This is a genomic window from Micromonospora sp. BRA006-A (genome assembly GCF_033433935.1).
In the GTDB taxonomy this organism is placed as follows: Bacteria; Actinomycetota; Actinomycetes; order Mycobacteriales; family Micromonosporaceae; genus Micromonospora; species Micromonospora aurantiaca.
This window is the reverse complement of record NZ_JANCLW010000001.1, coordinates 6,270,028-6,285,405: the sequence shown is the minus strand read 5'-3', so window position 1 is coordinate 6,285,405 and position 15,378 is coordinate 6,270,028. Positions and strand designations below refer to the sequence as shown.

The following is a 15,378-nucleotide window of genomic DNA, read 5'->3' as shown; positions in this document are numbered from 1 at the left end:
AAATCGGACAAAAGCCCCTATAGTCCTCTTGTCTGATCGGTCGGACGAAGACGCCCGGCGCCGGTCCGTAGGGGGTTGACGGACCGGCGCCGGGCGCGCCCGGTCAGGCCAGCGCGGCCTCTGCGGCGGCCAGGAACGCGTCGTTCTCGGCCGGGGTGCCGATGGTGACCCGGACACCGTCGCCGGGGAACGGGCGGACGATCACGCCACGCGCCTCGCACGCCCGGCCGAACTCCACCGCCCGCTCGCCCAGCGGCAGCCAGACGAAGTTGGCCTGGCTGTCCGGCACGTCCGGGACGAACTTGCGCAGCGCCTCGGTGACCCGGTCCCGTTCGGCCACGACCAGCGCACAGCGCCGCTCCACCTCGTCGGCCTGCGCCAACGCGGCCAACGCGCCGGCCTGGGCGGCCATGCTGGTGGAGAACGGGGTGACCACCTTGCGCACGGCGGCGGCCACCTCCGGCGCCGCGACCAGCCAGCCGATCCGCAGACCGGCCAGGCCCCACGCCTTGGACAGTGTGCGCAGCACCGCCACGTTCGGCCGGTCCAGGTAGGTCAGGCCGTCCGGCACCTCGGGGTCGGTGACGAACTCCCGGTACGCCTCGTCGATCACCACGAGCACGTCGTCCGGCATCGCGTCGAGGAAGCGGTCCAGATCGGCCCGGCGCACCGCCGTACCGGTGGGGTTGTTCGGGTTGCAGACCAGGACCATCCGGGTCCGGTCGGTCACCGCCGCCGCCATCGCGTCCAGGTCGTGGCCGTGGCCGGCGTCGTTCGGCACCCGCACGCTCGTCGCGCCGCTGGTCGCCGCGATGATCGGGTACGCCTCGAACGAGCGCCACGAGTAGAGCAGCTCGTCACCGGGCAGGCAGGTGGCGCGCACCAGGTGCTCGGCCAGCGCCACCGAACCGCAGCCGGTGGCGATCCGGTCGGCGTCCACGCCGTACCGCTCGGCGAGCGCCTGACGCAGCGCCACCACGCCCATGTCCGGGTAGCGGTGCGAACCCGCCACCGCCTCCGCGACCGCCTCCACCACGCCCGGCAGCGGGCCGTACGGCACCTCGTTGCTGGCCAGCTTGATCGCCTCGGCCAGTCCCAGCTCGCGGGCCAGGTCGGCCGGGCTGCGGCCGGGCACGTAGTTGGGCAGCGCGTCCAGGTCGGCGCGGGTGAGCCGCAGCGCGGGCTGCTGGCGTCCGGTGTCGGTCATGGGGTGTCTCCCGGGGTGTCGGCGCTCTCGGGCGGGGTGGTACGGGGGTCACGCTTGCGGGGGAGCTGGACCACCACCGTCTGCGCCCGCTTGTCGTGCAGGGCCTGGCGCAGCGGATGGTCGAACAGGGGCGATACCGCGTCGATGAGCTGGAGCACCAGGCCCAGTCCGCAGCAGTACCAGAGCAGCGTCGGCAGGCCGAGCGTGCTCCAGCGCCGGGTGGCCCGGCCGAAGCCGAGCGGCTGGTCCGCCTCGACCGGCAGCGCGCGGATGCCCATCAGCCGCTTGCCGAAGGTCTGACCGCGCGCCGCCATCGACGGCACCTCGTACGCGTACCAGAGCGCGGTGGCGATCACCAGGATCGCGATCTGGAGGCCGCCGGCCTGGTCGTCGATCTGGGGCAGTCCCTCGGTGGACGTGTCGCCGTTCAGCGCCCGGCGCACCGACTCGCGCAGGTACGGGGAGACCGCCTCGATGTAGCGCCACACGAACCAGCCGTTGACCACGGCGTTGAGCAGGAACACCACGCCGAAGTCGATCAGGCGCGCGACCAGCCGGGCGCCGTACGACGCCAGTGGCAGTCCGTGCGGGCGCGGGACCGGCTGCGCTCCGGGCCAGTGCGGATACAGCCAGCCCGGCGGCGGCCCCTGCGTGCCCGGCTGACCCGGCTGTCCGGGCTGGCCCGGCCACGGGTTCGCCGGACCCGGCTGACCCGGCTGTCCGGGCTGGCCCGGCCACGGGTTCGCCGGAACCGGCTGCCCCGGCCACGGGCCTGCCTGGCCCGGCTGGCCCGGCTGCCCCGGCCACGGGCCCGGTCCGCCCGGCGTGCCGGACGTCGGCGTCGCGTCGGGGCGGCCGCCGGGACGCGGGGCATGCTGGTCGGCGGCGGGCGTCGCGGCGGCCGGCGCGGGCTCCGGTTCGGCGGGCGGCGGGCCCTCGGGCGGGGTGACGTCGACCGGGATCGGCGCACCGATCCATCCCTCGCCGTCCCACCAGCGGCGGGTCTCCGGATCGGCGGGGTCGACGTACCAGCCGGGTTCCAAACTCACGATGCCGTCCTCATTCGCGACTGCGGGGCTCGCAGACCCGGCTCACTCCTCGCGCTCACGGGCCAACCTTAACGACGACCGTTCCGGCGAACTTGTCGTGGAGGCACTGCTGCCAGGGCTTGTCCCACAGTTGCCAGAAACCGTCGAGGTAGCTGAGGAACGGCACGAACATCCCGCCGGCGAACTCGACGACCCAGCGCTTGCCGAGCGTGCCCCGGCTCAGCTCGGCGTCCGGCTGCACCGGCACGATCCGCAGCTTCATCACCTTCTTGCCCAGCGTCTGCCCGGTCCGGCGGGCGTACTCGACGTGGTAGACCCAGTAGAAGGCGAGCATCAGCAGCAGGACCCCGAGCTCGGCGGCGAACAGCGGCAGGAGCACGCCCGTCCAGAGCTCGGCCGGGTCGGGGCCGTTCGGGCCGGCCTGCTCGATCTCGTCGATCATCCGGACGGAGACGAGGAAGAAGACCGGCAGGAACAGCGCCATCGTCACCGCCATGGCGACTGCGGTGTCGATCAGGTAGGCGAGCAGCCGGTCACCGAAGCTCGCCAGCGGCTGCCCGTTCGGCGCCACCGGGGGCGGGAGGGGGACCGGGGCGTACCCGGGCGGCGGGTAGCCGGGCGGGCCGGCGTACCCCGGAGGAACGTGCTGCGCGGGCACCGCCGGTCCGCCGGGCGGCGCGAAGCCGCCGCCCGCGGGTGGAGGACCGGCGGGCGGCGGCGGGTTCGGAGCAGGCTGGGTCACGCGGACAGTGTTACAGGTTCCCGCGCTTCTCCTGCTCGCGCTCGATCGCCTCGAACAGGGCCTTGAAGTTGCCCTTGCCGAAGCCGAGCGAGCCGTGCCGCTCGATCAGCTCGAAGAAGACGGTGGGGCGGTCCTGCACCGGCTTGGTGAAGATCTGGAGCAGGTAGCCGTCCTCGTCCCGGTCGACCAGGATCTTGCGGGACTGGAGCTCCTCGATCGGCACCCGGACGTTGCCGATGCGGGCGCGCAGCTCCGGATCCTCGTAGTACGAGTCCGGGGTGTCCAGGAACTCGACGCCCGCCGCGCGCATGGCGTCCACGCTGGCGAGGATGTCGTTCGTGGCCACGGCGATGTGCTGGGCGCCCGGGCCCTGGTAGAACTCCAGGTACTCGTCGATCTGCGACTTCTTGCGGGCCACGGCCGGCTCGTTGAGCGGGAACTTCACCTTGCGGGTGCCGTTGGCGACGACCTTGCTCATCAGCGCCGAGTAGTCGGTGGCGATGTCGTCGCCGATGAACTCCGCCATGTTCGAGAAGCCCATGACGCGCTTGTAGAACTCGACCCACTCGTCCATCCGGCCCAGCTCCACGTTGCCGACCACGTGGTCGACGGCCTGGAAGAACCGCTTCGGCTGGAGGCCGGCGTCGATCATCGGCTGCCGGTCCACGATCGGGCCGCGGGCCACGAAGCCGGGCAGGAACGGGCCGGTGTAGCGGGACCTGTCGACCAGGCTGTGCCGGGTGTCGCCGTACGCGGCGATGGACGCCATCCGCACGGTGCCGTGCTCGTCGCTGACGTCGTGCGGCTCGACCAGGCCGGTCGCGCCCTGCGCCACGGCGTGCGCGTACGCGGCGTCCACGTCCGGCACCTCCAGCGCGATGTCGGAGACGCCGTCGCTGTGCTTCGCCACGTGCTCGGCGCCGTCGGCGTCCGGGCGGACCGCGCCGGTCAGCACGAAGCGGGCCGAACCGCTGGTGAGCACGTACTGCGCGTGGTCGCGGTAGCCCTGCTCCGGCCCCCGGTACGCCACGCAGGTCATGCCGAACGCGGTGGAGTAGTAGTGCGCGGCCTGCTTGGCGTTGCCCACCAGGAAGTGGACGTGGTCCATGCCCTTGACCGGGAAAGGGTCGCGGGTGATGTCGTGGTCGACTGCGCCGACGAGAGCGTCGACGTCGACCTCCTCGGTCGACTGGGGTCGGTCGATCGCCTGGGTCATGGTGGCCTCCCTCGCGTACCGGCCGGCCTCGTGGGCCGCCGTGGATGTGCTCTTCCGGCGAGGATCTACGGATCGCGGTGAGTTGGGCAACAGTTGGCGTTATTCCTGGTCAGGTTGTGCATTCGGTACCGTCGGACACCATGAACACTGGTCAGGATGTACAGCTTGACGAACTGGACGCGCGCTTGATCGAACTGCTCGCGGAGGAGCCCCGGATCGGCGTGCTGGAGTGCTCCCGGCGCCTCGGCGTCGCCCGCGGCACGGTCCAGGCCCGGCTCGACAAGCTCGTGGACCGGGGCGTGGTGACCGGGTTCGGGCCGGACATCACCCCCGCCGCGATCGGGTTCGGGGTGACCAGCTTCGTCACCCTGGAGATCAGCCAGCGGCACGGTCACGACCAGGTCACCGCGCACCTGGCGGCGATCCCCGAGGTGCTGGAGGCGCACACCATCACCGGCTCCAGCGATCTGCTCTGCCGCATCGTCGCCCGGTCGAACACCGACCTCCAGCGGGTCATCGACCAGATCGTCGCCTCGGAGGGCATCCGCCGCGCGTCCACCATCATCGCGCTGGCCGAGCAGATCCCGTACCGAACGCTGCCGCTGGTCCGCTCCGCCGCCCGCGGGTAAGGAAGGGCCCCCTGTTAACGCCTCCGGAGGTAAAAGGGCCCCTTATTAACACCCCGGACCGCCCAAGAAGCGCCGCGACACGCACCGCACGCGGCCCGGGGGACCGGTGATCGTCGCTACCGTGTGCGGTGTGAAGGGCCTAGGGATACGCGGCTGGTTGCTGCTCGGGCTCGTCACCGTGGTCGTACTCGCCGCGACCGGCGTCTGGAACCCGTTCCCGGCGCTGTGGGACTGGGTCGACCGCAGCAAGCCGATCAGCGAGCCCGACGTGGTCTGGCAGCAGCGCGTCGGCGGCACGCCGCGCAGCGTCACCATCGCCGGCGACACCGTGATCGTCGAGCAGCGCACCCGCGTCGAGGCGCGCAACCTCGCCGACGGCGGCCAGCTGTGGGAGCGCAAGGCCGACTGGTCGGCGGTCGCGGGCAGCGGCCGGGAGTCGGTCGTCGCCGTGGGCAAGCTGCTCGACAAGGGGTACGATGTGCTCGACCCGGTCAGCGGCGTGACCCGGCGCCGTGACGATCGCGCGATCGCCGTCTGGACCTACCGGAACCTGCTGCTGGACGCGTACTGCGTGCAGGCCACCGACTGCACGCTGCGCGCCTGGGATCCGCGCGGCACCGCTCCGCTGTGGAGCGCGTTCCTGCCCGGCGTGCACAGCGGCGTGCTCGCCGACAACCCGGAACTTCTCGGCACCCGGCGGCTCGGCGCCACCCGGATCGACGGCGGGGTGGCCGGGCCGGAGTCCGTCCCGCCGCTGCTCGGCTTCCCGGTCGACGGGCGGGTGCACGTGGTGGACACCGCCACCGGCCGGGTGCTCCAGAACGTCCAGCCCGGCCGGGAGGAGCGGCTAGCCGTGGTCGGCGGCCGGCTGCTGCGGATCGCGGCCACCTCCCGCGACGGGAGCTGCTACTACGCGGTCACCGCCGTGGATCCGGCCACCGGTCAGCAGGTGTGGCGGCGTACCGGGATCAACCTGCGCACCGCCGACTACGCCGGCTGCGTGCAGCGGGAGGACCCGCAGGGTGGGCGCAACGTCCTCATCGGGGTCGCCCCGGACGGCCGCGAGGCGGTACTCGACGGGTACGACGGCCGGCTGCTCCAGGTCGGCGCGGACGGCGAGAAGCTGCTCGCCGTGGACGACCGCTACGCCGTGGTGCGCAGCGCCGACAAGGACTCGCTGCTGGGCCGCGAGCTGTCGGCCGACCGGACCCGGTGGACCCGCCCGGCGGGCGGCAAGGCCGGCGCGGCGCTCACCCCGTACGCGGCGGTGATCAGCGAGGAGAAGCCGTCCCGGCTGATCGCGGTCGGGCCTCGGGACGGCCGGGTGCTGGTCGAGCTGCGCACCTCCGCCAACGCGCTGGCGGTCGGCCCGAACGGCATGATCATCGGCGAGGGGCGGGAGATCGGGTACGTCCGCTGGGGCGCCGGCACGTCCGAGGCGCCGGGGCCGGACCAGGACGGCGCGCCGGTGGCGCCCGACCCGGGAGGCAGCTGGCGTCCGCCGAGCGACCAGGGAAGTTGCGGACCGAAACGGGAACTCTGCGCCGACGGCAAGTGACAGCGGGTGAGAGGGTCGTCCCAGGACCGACCTGCGGGTGCCACCGATCGACGCCTCTGCCCTAGGCTTTTCGGTCATGAGCAGTGCCGCCGCCTTCTCGTACGCACCCCTGCTGCCGACCGGTCCCGACCAGACCGAATACCGCCTGGTCACCGACGAGGGCGTGGACGTCGTCAACGGCCCCGGAGGCCGCCGGTTCCTCACCGTGGATCCGGGCGCGCTGACCGCGCTGACGGCCGAGGCGATGCACGACATCGCCCACTTCCTGCGCCCGGCCCACCTGGCTCAGCTCCGCGCGATCATCGACGATCCGGCGGCCTCGCCGAACGACCGCTTCGTCGCGCTCGACCTGCTGCGCAACGCCAACATCGCGGCCGGCGGTGTGCTGCCGATGTGCCAGGACACCGGCACCGCGATCGTGATGGGCAAGCGCGGCCGGCACGTGCTCACCGACGGCACCGACGCGGAGGCGATCTCGCGCGGCGTCTACCAGGCGTACACCCGGCTCAACCTGCGCTACTCGCAGCTCGCCCCGCTGACCATGTGGGACGAGCGGAACACCGGCAGCAACCTGCCCGCCCAGGTGGAGCTGTACGCCGAGGATCCGGACGGCCACGCCGACGCGTACAAGTTCCTGTTCATGGCCAAGGGCGGCGGCTCGGCCAACAAGTCCTACCTCTACCAGGAGACCAAGGCGCTGCTGAACCCCAGGCGGATGATGCAGTTCCTGGAGGAGAAGCTGCGGCTCATCGGCACCGCGGCCTGCCCGCCCTACCACCTGGCCATCGTCATCGGCGGCACCTCCGCGGAGTACGCGCTGAAGACCGCGAAGTACGCCTCCGCGAAATACCTCGACGCGCTGCCCACCGAGGGTTCGATGAGCGCGCACGGCTTCCGTGACCTGGAGCTGGAGGCCGAGGTGCTGGAGCTGACCCGTAACTTCGGCATCGGCGCGCAGTTCGGCGGGCGCTACTTCTGCCACGACGTACGGGTGGTCCGGCTGCCCCGGCACGGCGCGTCCTGCCCGGTGGCGATCGCGGTCTCCTGCTCGGCCGACCGGCAGGCGGTGGCGAAGATCACCCCGTCGGGCGTCTGGCTGGAACGACTCGAAACCGACCCGGCGCGTTACCTGCCCGACGTGACCGACGAGACGCTGGAGACCGAGGAGGTCGTCCGCGTCGACCTGAACCGGCCGATGGACGAGATCCGGGCCGAGCTGTCGAAGTACCCGGTGAAGACCCGGCTGTCCCTGACCGGCCCGCTCGTCGTGGCCCGGGACATCGCACACGCGAAGATCGCCGAGCGGCTGGACGCGGGTGAGCCGATGCCGCAATACCTCCGCGACCACGCGGTCTACTACGCCGGCCCGGCGAAGACCCCCGAGGGTTACGCCTCCGGCTCGTTCGGCCCCACCACGGCGGGCCGGATGGACGCGTACGTGGAGAAGTTCCAGGCGGCCGGCGGCTCGATGGTGATGCTCGCGAAGGGCAACCGGTCCGCCCAGGTCACCCGCTCCTGCCAGGCCCACGGCGGGTTCTACCTCGGCTCGATCGGCGGCCCGGCGGCCCGCCTCGCGCAGGACTGCATCAAGCACGTCGAGGTGCTCGAATACGCCGAGCTGGGCATGGAGGCGGTCTGGAAGATCGAGGTGGAGGACTTCCCCGCCTTCATCGTCGTCGACGACAAGGGCAACGACTTCTTCGCCGATGTGATGAGTCCTAAGAGTTACCTAACGATCGGGAACCGCTCGGCCACCTGACCCCAGACGTGACGGAGCCCCCCGGTTGCCGCCGGGGGGCTCTGTCGTGCCGGGAGCTGTTCGGGTCAGCCCCTGGCGGTCAGAGGGGGTCCTGTTCGTCGGGGTCGTAGGCGTTCCAGAGCTGATGAGCGTTCGAGAAGATGCGCAACGCCTCCACGTCCTCCGGCTCCGGCATCAGCAACAGCACGTCATCGTCACCCCGCCGCGTGATCCGCCAGCGTTGCTCCGGCGGGACCACCAACTCCAGCCCGGGGCCGCTCCCGGTGTCCAGCCACGCGATGACCGGTTGCCCCTGGGGGGCGTCGGTGATGACCACGCGCACCGCCGGTAGCTGGATCACGTCCACCCCCTCCCGCTCGAACCGGTGGGGTCGAACCGGGCCAGCACGGCCGCCCGCTCCCGCCGGGACAGCTCGGGGCTGTGATGCCACTGGGACAGCAGACGTTCGGCGCTGGGCCGGTCGGTGGCCTCGAACGCCCGGAGCGCGTTCTCCGCCCGGTCGATGACCGGGCTCTTGCCGGGCGGGTAGAGCTCCATCAGGCGGGCGGGTGTGGGTTCGTCCGGGGGAGCCGGGTCGGGGAAACTGTTCACGGTCGGACCTCCCGTGTCCGATCAAGGTCCCGGGCTGGCGTGTCAGCGCCGCCCGGGACCGACTGCAAGGTCTCCCGTCACCGTAGGGCCAACCTGTCTACCGTGTCCATCGAACGAACAGCATGGACAGCGTGGCGCGCCTGGACAGGTGAGACCTTGAAGGCATGATCGACCCCTGGTCACCGCGCTCATTCGCTGAGCAGTTGGCCGACGTGCTACGGGCGAAGATCGACAGCGGCGAGTGGCAGCCTGGGCACAAGCTCCCCGGGGAGGTCACGCTGGCGCAGACCTACGACGTGGCGCGCGGCACCGTGCGGGCCGCGCTGGACCAGCTCCGCGAGGAGGGCCGGGTGGTCACCTTCACCGGGCGCGGCACGTTCGTCACGCCCGAGGCCACCGGCACCGGGAACCCTGACAGTTAAGCGTCAAGCCCGATCCCCGCGTCACCGGGCGAGCGTGGCAGCGCCCAGCCGCTCCAGGATCACCTCGGCCGCTTCCTCCCCGGCCTCGCGGCCGGTCGCGCCCGAGACGTACACGTTGAACGTCACCCCGCCCAGGTTGGTGGCCGAGGCCCCGTCCCCACCGCGCGGCCGTCCGGCCGTCCAGGAGGGCAGGTCCCCGGTCAGACCCTGGAGCGTGTCCTGGATCGAGCGCCGCTGGTCCTCGATGCCGAGCCGGAAGCCCTTCATCACCCGCTGGCCCGCGTCGAACAGGATCTTGTCGTCCACCTCCGCCGGACCCTTCCAGTCCGGGAGCATCCCGGTGAGGGAGCTCAGGGTGGAGCGCACCCGATCGAACCCGGACCGGATGCCGGAGATCAGACCGTCGATGATCCGGCGGCCCGCATCGGCCAGCCAGCTACCGGCGGCGGCGAACGCGCCGATGACGGTCTGACGTAGGCCGGTGACGGCCGAGCGCACCCGGGACGCCGCACCGGTGACCACCGACACCATCGCGTTCCACCCGGCCGTCCAGGCGGCCCGGATGGTGCTCAGCGCGCCGGAGATCACGCCCTTGATGCCGTTCAGGGTGGTGGAGACCGCCGTCCGGATGCCGTTCAGCACGGCCGAGACCACCGCCTTGATCCCGTTCCAGGTCCCTTGCCAGTCGCCCCGGATGGCGGCCGAGACAGCGGCGATGACGCCCTTCACCACGTTGATGGCGGTGGTGACCGCGTTCACGATCAGCTTCCACGCGGTACTGACCACCGCGCTGATGGTCTGCCACACGCCGGTGAAGATCGGGACCAGGGGAGCCAGCGCCGCGCCCACTGACGCGCCGAACTGGGTCAGCCACCCGATCGCGCCCTGAATCCAGGCAGCCGCGTCGATGAAGAACTGACGCACGGCCGGGTAGACCGAGCTCAGCCAGCCCAGCATCACGCCCAGGCCCGCCACCATGCTGGCGATGAAGGTCAGGAAGTCCTTGAAGAACAGGGCCGCCCCCGGCCCCCCGTCCGCGATGGCGGAGAAGAACACGGACAGCCCGGTCCCGAGCACCGGCAGCGCGGCGGCCATCTCCTTCAGGAACGGCCCGGCCGCCGTGATCAGCTCCTGGAAGCCGGGGAGGGCGTTCTCCACCAGCCCGGCCAGGCCCTCGGCCAGCGCCTGGATCGCGCCCGAGTCCGCCAGCCCCTTGAACATCTCGCGGATCTGGGGGCTGATCCGCTTCACCAGCTCCTCGAACGTCCCCAGCGCCTCCACCAGGGGGCCGAGCATCGGCTTGGCCGCGTCGGTGAAGGTCGTCTTCAGGGTGCCCGTCAACGAGCTGGCGGCGGCCTTCAGAGCGGGCTCCTCCCGGAGCAACCACGCCCCGAGCCCGATCACCCCGAGGCCAGCGCCACCGATGAGCGCGCCGGACAGGAGCGCGCCGATCGCCGGGGCGGCCACGGCCGCGATGGTGGCCGCGATGGCGGCACCGGCGGCGGCCACGTACGGGTTGCTCCCCAGCGCGGAGGAGAGCCCGCCCAGGCCCTTCCCGATGCTCTCGGTCATCGCCTGGGCGGCCTCGGTCCCCGCTCCGGCGAACGAGGAGCCGAGGCGGTCCCGGTCCACGTCCACGTCCGCCTTGATGTCGACGGTCGGGGTCTTGATCCGGCTCAGGGCGCGGTCCAGGTCGCGCTCGGTGTCCCGGGCGAACCGGCGAACGTCGCCAGTGACTTCTACGCGGGCGGAACCGACATCCGACACGTCCGCCTCCTCTCAAGACTGCAAAGTTGTTGTGCCGCAACGCTTTCCAGCGTTGCCGCCCCTCGTCCTGATGGACAGAGGGCACCTCACCCAGGAAGTCCCGGGCACGGCGTCCCGTCGTCGGTGGACGTGCGGCACCACCGGCAGAAGACCGTGACGGACCGGAGGTTTTCGGCGTCCAGGATCAGCGCGCGGTCCGGGTCCGCCAGGTCGAACATCAGCGCGGCCGTCCAGGCGTGCCGCCCCTCCACCTGGACCGGCGGGTGGGGGAAGGAGGACACCGTGGCGGACCGGCCGCCCCACTCCACGGTGACCGGCGTCCCGGTGGCCGTGCTCATGCCGCCACCGCCAGCTTCTTCTCCGCCTCGGCCAGGAGCTCGGCCAGGCGCTCCTCCTGGGTCAGCGGCACCTCGGGGAGGTCGGTCACGTACGTCCAGGGCTCGCGCCGCTCCCCGGGACCGAGCGGCCGGTACGAGGCCATCTCGCGCGCCAGCGGGAACGGGCTCACCTGGCGGCGCGCGGGGATCAGGTCTCGGGCGCGCTGAAAGGCGAGATCCGTCAACAGCGGGTTGAACTCGCACCCGGCGCGCTGGATGAGCTGGGAGCACCCGGCGCACACCGGGCGGCCCTGGTACTGGTCCCAGGCGTCCGCCAGCTCGTGAGACCGGCCGCACACCCCGCACGGCCAGCCGGAGGAGTGGGGGACCGGGACGGTCAGCTCCAGGTGACGCTTCTCCACGGCCGCGCGGAGCTCGGCCAGCTCAGCCCCGGGGACGTGCTGGAACGGGCGACGCCCCCGGCCCGCGTCGGTGGACGAGGCTTTCTCCAGCTCCCGGTACGCCAAGGGCGCGCCGATCCTCTGGACCACATCCGCGTGAGCCTGGGTGACCCGGACCGGGCGCGCGTCGGGGTCCAGCGCCAGCGCCAGGAGCTCGGCCCCACCGGTGGACAGGGAGCACACCCGGTGGAAGCGCCAGGAGCGGACCTGCCGGGAGTAGGGCCACGTGCCCACCTGGCGGTAGGTCTGCTCGGCCTCGGGGTCGTCCTTGGCGACCGTGGCCCCGCACGTGCCGCACGCCGACGCGATGACCTCCCCGGCATCGGCCAGGGCGTGAACGAGCGCGGCGCGGGGGTCGGTGGTCTTGGCCTGGGCGGGCTTGGGGGTCTTGGTCTTGCGGGCGAACATGTCTCGGTCCTCCGTGGTCAGTCGGTTCTTGATCTTGGGGTTCTCGTCCAGCCAGCGGTCCAGCTCGTCCTTGGTGAACACCGCCTGGAATCGACGGCCCACCAGCACCAGGTCCAGCTCCCGTTCGGGGCCGGTCCCCTCCTTCACGTAGTTGGCGAGCGTGCTGGGCTTGATGCCCAGGTACGTGGCGGCGGCGCGGCGGCCCACGAACTCGGTCATGGTCAGATCAGCCGGATCGGACCCTGGGGGACCTGACGCCGCTTGCGCTCCAGGGCGGCCTCGGCGCGCCGGTCCAGGGCGGCCAGGAGCGCGGCGCTCTGCTCACGCCGGGCGAGCGCCCGGCCCCGCTGGCGTGCCGCCTGGATCTCCGCGCGTCCCCGGGCAGCGCCCAGCGCGGCGGCCAGGTCCCGCCGGGCGTCCGTGGTTCGACGGCTCAGCACGCCGTCCAGGGCGCGCCCGATCTGGCCCTGGTAGGAGGTGGTCCGGGAGCGGAACTCGGTGGGCCGGTCCCCGGCCGCGACCCGGCGCAACAGGTCCGGGTTCCGGTACGGCTCGGCGGCGGCCACCAGGGCGCTCCGGCGCTCGGCGTGCTGGGAGGCGGTCAGCCCCCGGGGGCGCGGCATCGAGAGCGAGGCCCGGCGCATCAGCTCGGCGCGCTGGGCGCGCTCCACCTCGCTCAGGCCGGGCGGGAACCAGCTCCGGCGGTAGGACTCGGCCAGGTCGTCGGTCATCGTGGTTCCTCTCAGAAGCTCAGGCGGCTGGTCGGCATGGTGGGCTGGCCCCCGCGATACCCGAGGGCGGTCACGCCGCTGGAGCCGCTGGCGCGCCGGACGTACTTGGGGTTCCGGACGTAGATCCGGCGCACCGGGTCGAAGATCCGGGACGGCTGGCGCTCGGCCTCGGGCTCCGGCTCGATCAGCTCGGCGTCCACCACCTCGGGCTCCTCGGCCGGGGCTTGACTGTGGAGTGTCAATCCCCGGTCATGGGTCTGCCGGAGCCGGGCCGCCTCGGCCTGGCGCTTGGGGGTGGGCCGGGCCTCCAGGTGCGCGATGTCCTCGGCCACCTGGTCCCGCGCGGGTGCGGGCTCAGCGGCCGGAGGAGCGGACTCGGGCTCCGGGACGGGAGCCGGGGGGAGCGCGGCGATCGGAGCGCCCGGCAGATCGGGCACCGGACGCCCGTCCGCCACGGCGTCCGCCACGCGGCCAAGCCAGGCGGTCAGGTCCCCGGCGGCCAGGCCGAGCCGGGGCGCGAGCGCGGCGGCCTGGGCCTGGCTCACGAGCGCCAGGATCGGCGGGCCGTCCGGCCGGGGAGCCGGGCTCGGGTCGTTCAGGTCCACGCCGCCCAGCGCCACCTTGATGGCCTCGGTCACAGCCTGGCCGGACGGTATGCCGATCCAGTCCAGGAGGAGCGCGCCCACCCGGTCCGACATCATGTCTTCCCACTGACGGGCGGTCCGGTTCGCCATGTCCAGGGCCTTGGTCGCCACCGCGCTGGCGGCCATCGCGTGGGCCAGCCGGGACATCTCGGCCAGCCGATCCATCGCGTCCCGGCTACTGTCGCCCGCGATCACGCGCGCCCTGGCGGCCCTGGCGAGCGCGTCCACGTTCTCCACCGCCTCCAGGATGATCTCCCAGACCGGGCGGTCCCCCGAGGCGGCGAGGAGCGTTGCCACCGTCACCTCGGCCTCGGTGCGCTCCTCCATCACCGCCCGCCCTGCCGGACCGGCGTACGCGCCGTGCATGACGCACACGGTGCGGCCGGGGGTGGCGTAGCGGCGGCACGGTTCGCCGCTGGTCTGCGCGGTGGCGGTACAGCGGGCCTTGGGCGGGTTCTGCTTGCGCGGCATGGGTCAGCCCCCGATCCGGTCGGCGTAGACGAACGGGCGGATGACCGCCCCGCCCGCGAACGTCTGGACGGCGGGACCGGGGGAGGGGCAGACGGCCGGGTGGTCGCGGACCAGGCGCGCGGCCTCGGCCGCCCCCATGACGAGATCGGCCGGGCACGTTCCCGGGCACACGAGCCGGTACCAGGCGAGGCGGGTCGGGCGCATGGGTCAGCTCCCCAGCGGGTTGAAGGTGGCCCGGCCCGCGAGGCAATCGAACGATGCCGCCCAGGCCCGCTCAGCGACCATCAGACGGAGGTTCGTCTCCCGGTCGAACGAGGTGTGGACCTGTGCCTCCTGGGCGCGCCAGAGGGTCACCTGGCCGGTCACGATGACCTCGCCCAGCGGGTACGCGCCGAACGCCCAGACGGAGCCCATCGGGGTGACCTTGCGCGGGCCGTCCTGGAGGATCAGCCCGGCCTCGGCGGCGAACGCGGCGGCCTCGATGGGGGCGTGGATCGTGGCCCCGTACCCGTAGCCCTGTTCGGTGTAGGCGTAGCGCTCCAGCGCGCCCACCACGTCCGTGATCAGCGCGGGATCGTAGTTGGTCCCGACAGGCTCGGCCTCGGTGTCCAGGTTGAGGATGTCCAGGGCGTTGCCCTCGAAGTCCAGGCCGGACCAGAGAGCGGCCTCCACGGTGGGCTGTTCGCTGGTCTCCAGGCGGCGGATGACCTGGGCGCGTAGCTCGGCCTCGGTGTAACCGACCTGAGTGCATTCCAGGGTGGCGAGCGTGAGGAACACGCCGGTTGTCACCTCGGGGTTGCCGCCGTCCAGCGGCTTGGCGGGCGCGGCCACCTCGCCCCCGTAGCAGTTAACGCCGTAGGCGTACGCGGCTCCGCACGTGACGGGGGTGTACCGGATGCCGCCCCCCTCACCGTGCGGGGCGGGGAGATCGAGCGGGCCGCTCGCGGCGTTGAACAGGCCGTACCGGCGTAGGCCGGGCTCGGGCGGGGTGACGATCTGGCCGGGGATCAGGGCCATGTCTTTGTCCTCTTTGGTCTGGATTGCGATACAACAGAATGCCGGTTATGCGCGGCGGTCCTGGACGAGTCAGCGACCGGGGGACGGGCGGAGCGGGCCTCTCTCGGTTGGGCAGCCCTGGCCGGACGAATCGGACGCCAGGTGCGCCGGGGCGCGGTGGCCCCTCGCATTCGATGGTTCCCTTCCATGGGATCGCTGACCAGAGGGCATCTCGCGGACCGAGGGGACATCTCGTGGCGGCCGAACCGGGGCCGGAACGCCGAACGGCCCCCGGCTGTCCGGGGTGGACGAACCGGGGGCCGTTCTTGACACTCCACCGTCAGGGGCGGGCGGTCTGCCAGGCGATCACGAGCGCGGTCACCAGGGCCAGGAGGCGGGTCAGATCGGGG

At 72.4% G+C, this 15,378-nt stretch carries 17 protein-coding genes; 4 read left to right on the top strand and 13 right to left on the bottom strand.

The genetic code is table 11. The features are described 5' to 3' along the window. Positions 1 to 103: 103 nt before the first annotated feature. From hisC to hppD, 4 genes are read right to left on the bottom strand one after another with little or no spacing between them, the layout of a single operon-like run. Positions 104 to 1,207, bottom strand: coding sequence for a histidinol-phosphate transaminase (gene hisC / locus NMK34_RS28805; protein WP_318335959.1), 1,104 nt, complete (start codon positions 1,205 to 1,207; stop codon positions 104 to 106). After that, a complete protein-coding gene (locus NMK34_RS28800) occupies positions 1,204 to 2,256 on the bottom strand; it encodes an RDD family protein (protein WP_318335958.1) in 1,053 nt (350 codons plus the stop codon). Before NMK34_RS28800 ends, hisC begins: the two co-directional genes overlap by 4 nt. Positions 2,257 to 2,311: 55 nt before the next feature. After that, positions 2,312 to 2,998: an RDD family protein gene (locus NMK34_RS28795; RefSeq protein ID WP_318335957.1), complete on the bottom strand. Its 687-nt coding sequence runs from the start codon at positions 2,996 to 2,998 to the stop codon at positions 2,312 to 2,314. Positions 2,999 to 3,008: 10 nt separating this feature from the next. Further along, entirely contained in the window at positions 3,009 to 4,214 is a 1,206-nt protein-coding gene (hppD, locus tag NMK34_RS28790; RefSeq protein ID WP_013288921.1) for a 4-hydroxyphenylpyruvate dioxygenase, read from the bottom strand. Between the two features lie 140 nt (positions 4,215 to 4,354). Between hppD and NMK34_RS28785 the strand changes: the two genes are divergently transcribed. The 3 genes from NMK34_RS28785 to NMK34_RS28775 all read left to right on the top strand — a co-directional run bounded on the left by NMK34_RS28785 (position 4,355) and on the right by NMK34_RS28775 (position 8,160). Continuing rightward, complete coding sequence (locus NMK34_RS28785; protein WP_318335956.1) at positions 4,355 to 4,843, top strand: Lrp/AsnC family transcriptional regulator; 489 nt, start codon at positions 4,355 to 4,357, stop codon at positions 4,841 to 4,843. Positions 4,844 to 4,964: 121 nt separating this feature from the next. Then, positions 4,965 to 6,401, top strand: coding sequence for a PQQ-binding-like beta-propeller repeat protein (locus NMK34_RS28780; protein WP_318335955.1), 1,437 nt, complete (start codon positions 4,965 to 4,967; stop codon positions 6,399 to 6,401). Positions 6,402 to 6,477: 76 nt separating this feature from the next. Then, entirely contained in the window at positions 6,478 to 8,160 is a 1,683-nt protein-coding gene (locus NMK34_RS28775) for a fumarate hydratase (protein WP_318335954.1), read from the top strand. Positions 8,161 to 8,239: 79 nt separating this feature from the next. Here the strand turns inward: NMK34_RS28775 and NMK34_RS28770 are convergent, their stop codons facing one another. Both NMK34_RS28770 and NMK34_RS28765 read right to left on the bottom strand, forming a co-directional pair. After that, entirely contained in the window at positions 8,240 to 8,506 is a 267-nt protein-coding gene (locus tag NMK34_RS28770) for a hypothetical protein (protein ID WP_318335953.1), read from the bottom strand. Beyond that, positions 8,497 to 8,751, bottom strand: coding sequence for a hypothetical protein (locus NMK34_RS28765; protein WP_141719453.1), 255 nt, complete (start codon positions 8,749 to 8,751; stop codon positions 8,497 to 8,499). Before NMK34_RS28765 ends, NMK34_RS28770 begins: the two co-directional genes overlap by 10 nt. Positions 8,752 to 8,915: 164 nt before the next feature. On the opposite strand from NMK34_RS28765, the gene NMK34_RS28760 reads away from it, so the two are divergent. Further along, complete coding sequence (locus NMK34_RS28760) at positions 8,916 to 9,173, top strand: GntR family transcriptional regulator (protein ID WP_318335952.1); 258 nt, start codon at positions 8,916 to 8,918, stop codon at positions 9,171 to 9,173. Positions 9,174 to 9,194: 21 nt separating this feature from the next. Here the strand turns inward: NMK34_RS28760 and NMK34_RS28755 are convergent, their stop codons facing one another. The 7 genes from NMK34_RS28755 to NMK34_RS28725 all read right to left on the bottom strand — a co-directional run bounded on the left by NMK34_RS28755 (position 9,195) and on the right by NMK34_RS28725 (position 14,989). Further along, a complete protein-coding gene (locus tag NMK34_RS28755; protein WP_318335951.1) occupies positions 9,195 to 10,940 on the bottom strand; it encodes a hypothetical protein in 1,746 nt (581 codons plus the stop codon). Positions 10,941 to 11,026: 86 nt separating this feature from the next. Further along, positions 11,027 to 11,278: a hypothetical protein gene (locus NMK34_RS28750; RefSeq protein ID WP_318335950.1), complete on the bottom strand. Its 252-nt coding sequence runs from the start codon at positions 11,276 to 11,278 to the stop codon at positions 11,027 to 11,029. Further along, positions 11,275 to 12,345 (bottom strand): helix-turn-helix domain-containing protein, encoded by a 1,071-nt coding sequence (locus NMK34_RS28745; protein ID WP_318335949.1) that lies wholly within the window; start codon positions 12,343 to 12,345, stop codon positions 11,275 to 11,277. Before NMK34_RS28745 ends, NMK34_RS28750 begins: the two co-directional genes overlap by 4 nt. A gap of 2 nt (positions 12,346 to 12,347) precedes the next feature. Then, positions 12,348 to 12,857, bottom strand: a complete 510-nt coding sequence (locus tag NMK34_RS28740; RefSeq protein WP_318335948.1) for a hypothetical protein — start codon at positions 12,855 to 12,857, stop codon at positions 12,348 to 12,350. An 11-nt stretch (positions 12,858 to 12,868) separates the two neighbouring features. Continuing rightward, positions 12,869 to 13,972, bottom strand: a complete 1,104-nt coding sequence (locus NMK34_RS28735) for a hypothetical protein (protein WP_318335947.1) — start codon at positions 13,970 to 13,972, stop codon at positions 12,869 to 12,871. A 3-nt stretch (positions 13,973 to 13,975) separates the two neighbouring features. Further along, entirely contained in the window at positions 13,976 to 14,176 is a 201-nt protein-coding gene (locus NMK34_RS28730) for a hypothetical protein (RefSeq protein WP_318335946.1), read from the bottom strand. A 3-nt stretch (positions 14,177 to 14,179) separates the two neighbouring features. Continuing rightward, positions 14,180 to 14,989, bottom strand: coding sequence for a hypothetical protein (locus NMK34_RS28725; protein ID WP_318335945.1), 810 nt, complete (start codon positions 14,987 to 14,989; stop codon positions 14,180 to 14,182). Between the last annotated feature and the right edge of the window lie 389 nt (positions 14,990 to 15,378).

Coding starts and splice junctions, on each gene's coding strand:
- hisC (WP_318335959.1), bottom strand. CDS start 1,207: ATGACCGACACCGGACGCCAGCAGCCCGCGCTGCGGCTCACCCGCGCC.
- hppD (WP_013288921.1), bottom strand. CDS start 4,214: ATGACCCAGGCGATCGACCGACCCCAGTCGACCGAGGAGGTCGACGTC.
- NMK34_RS28785 (WP_318335956.1), top strand. CDS start 4,355: ATGAACACTGGTCAGGATGTACAGCTTGACGAACTGGACGCGCGCTTG.
- NMK34_RS28775 (WP_318335954.1), top strand. CDS start 6,478: ATGAGCAGTGCCGCCGCCTTCTCGTACGCACCCCTGCTGCCGACCGGT.
- NMK34_RS28760 (WP_318335952.1), top strand. CDS start 8,916: ATGATCGACCCCTGGTCACCGCGCTCATTCGCTGAGCAGTTGGCCGAC.
- NMK34_RS28750 (WP_318335950.1), bottom strand. CDS start 11,278: ATGAGCACGGCCACCGGGACGCCGGTCACCGTGGAGTGGGGCGGCCGG.
- NMK34_RS28745 (WP_318335949.1), bottom strand. CDS start 12,345: ATGACCGAGTTCGTGGGCCGCCGCGCCGCCGCCACGTACCTGGGCATC.
- NMK34_RS28740 (WP_318335948.1), bottom strand. CDS start 12,857: ATGACCGACGACCTGGCCGAGTCCTACCGCCGGAGCTGGTTCCCGCCC.
- NMK34_RS28735 (WP_318335947.1), bottom strand. CDS start 13,972: ATGCCGCGCAAGCAGAACCCGCCCAAGGCCCGCTGTACCGCCACCGCG.
- NMK34_RS28730 (WP_318335946.1), bottom strand. CDS start 14,176: ATGCGCCCGACCCGCCTCGCCTGGTACCGGCTCGTGTGCCCGGGAACG.
- NMK34_RS28725 (WP_318335945.1), bottom strand. CDS start 14,989: ATGGCCCTGATCCCCGGCCAGATCGTCACCCCGCCCGAGCCCGGCCTA.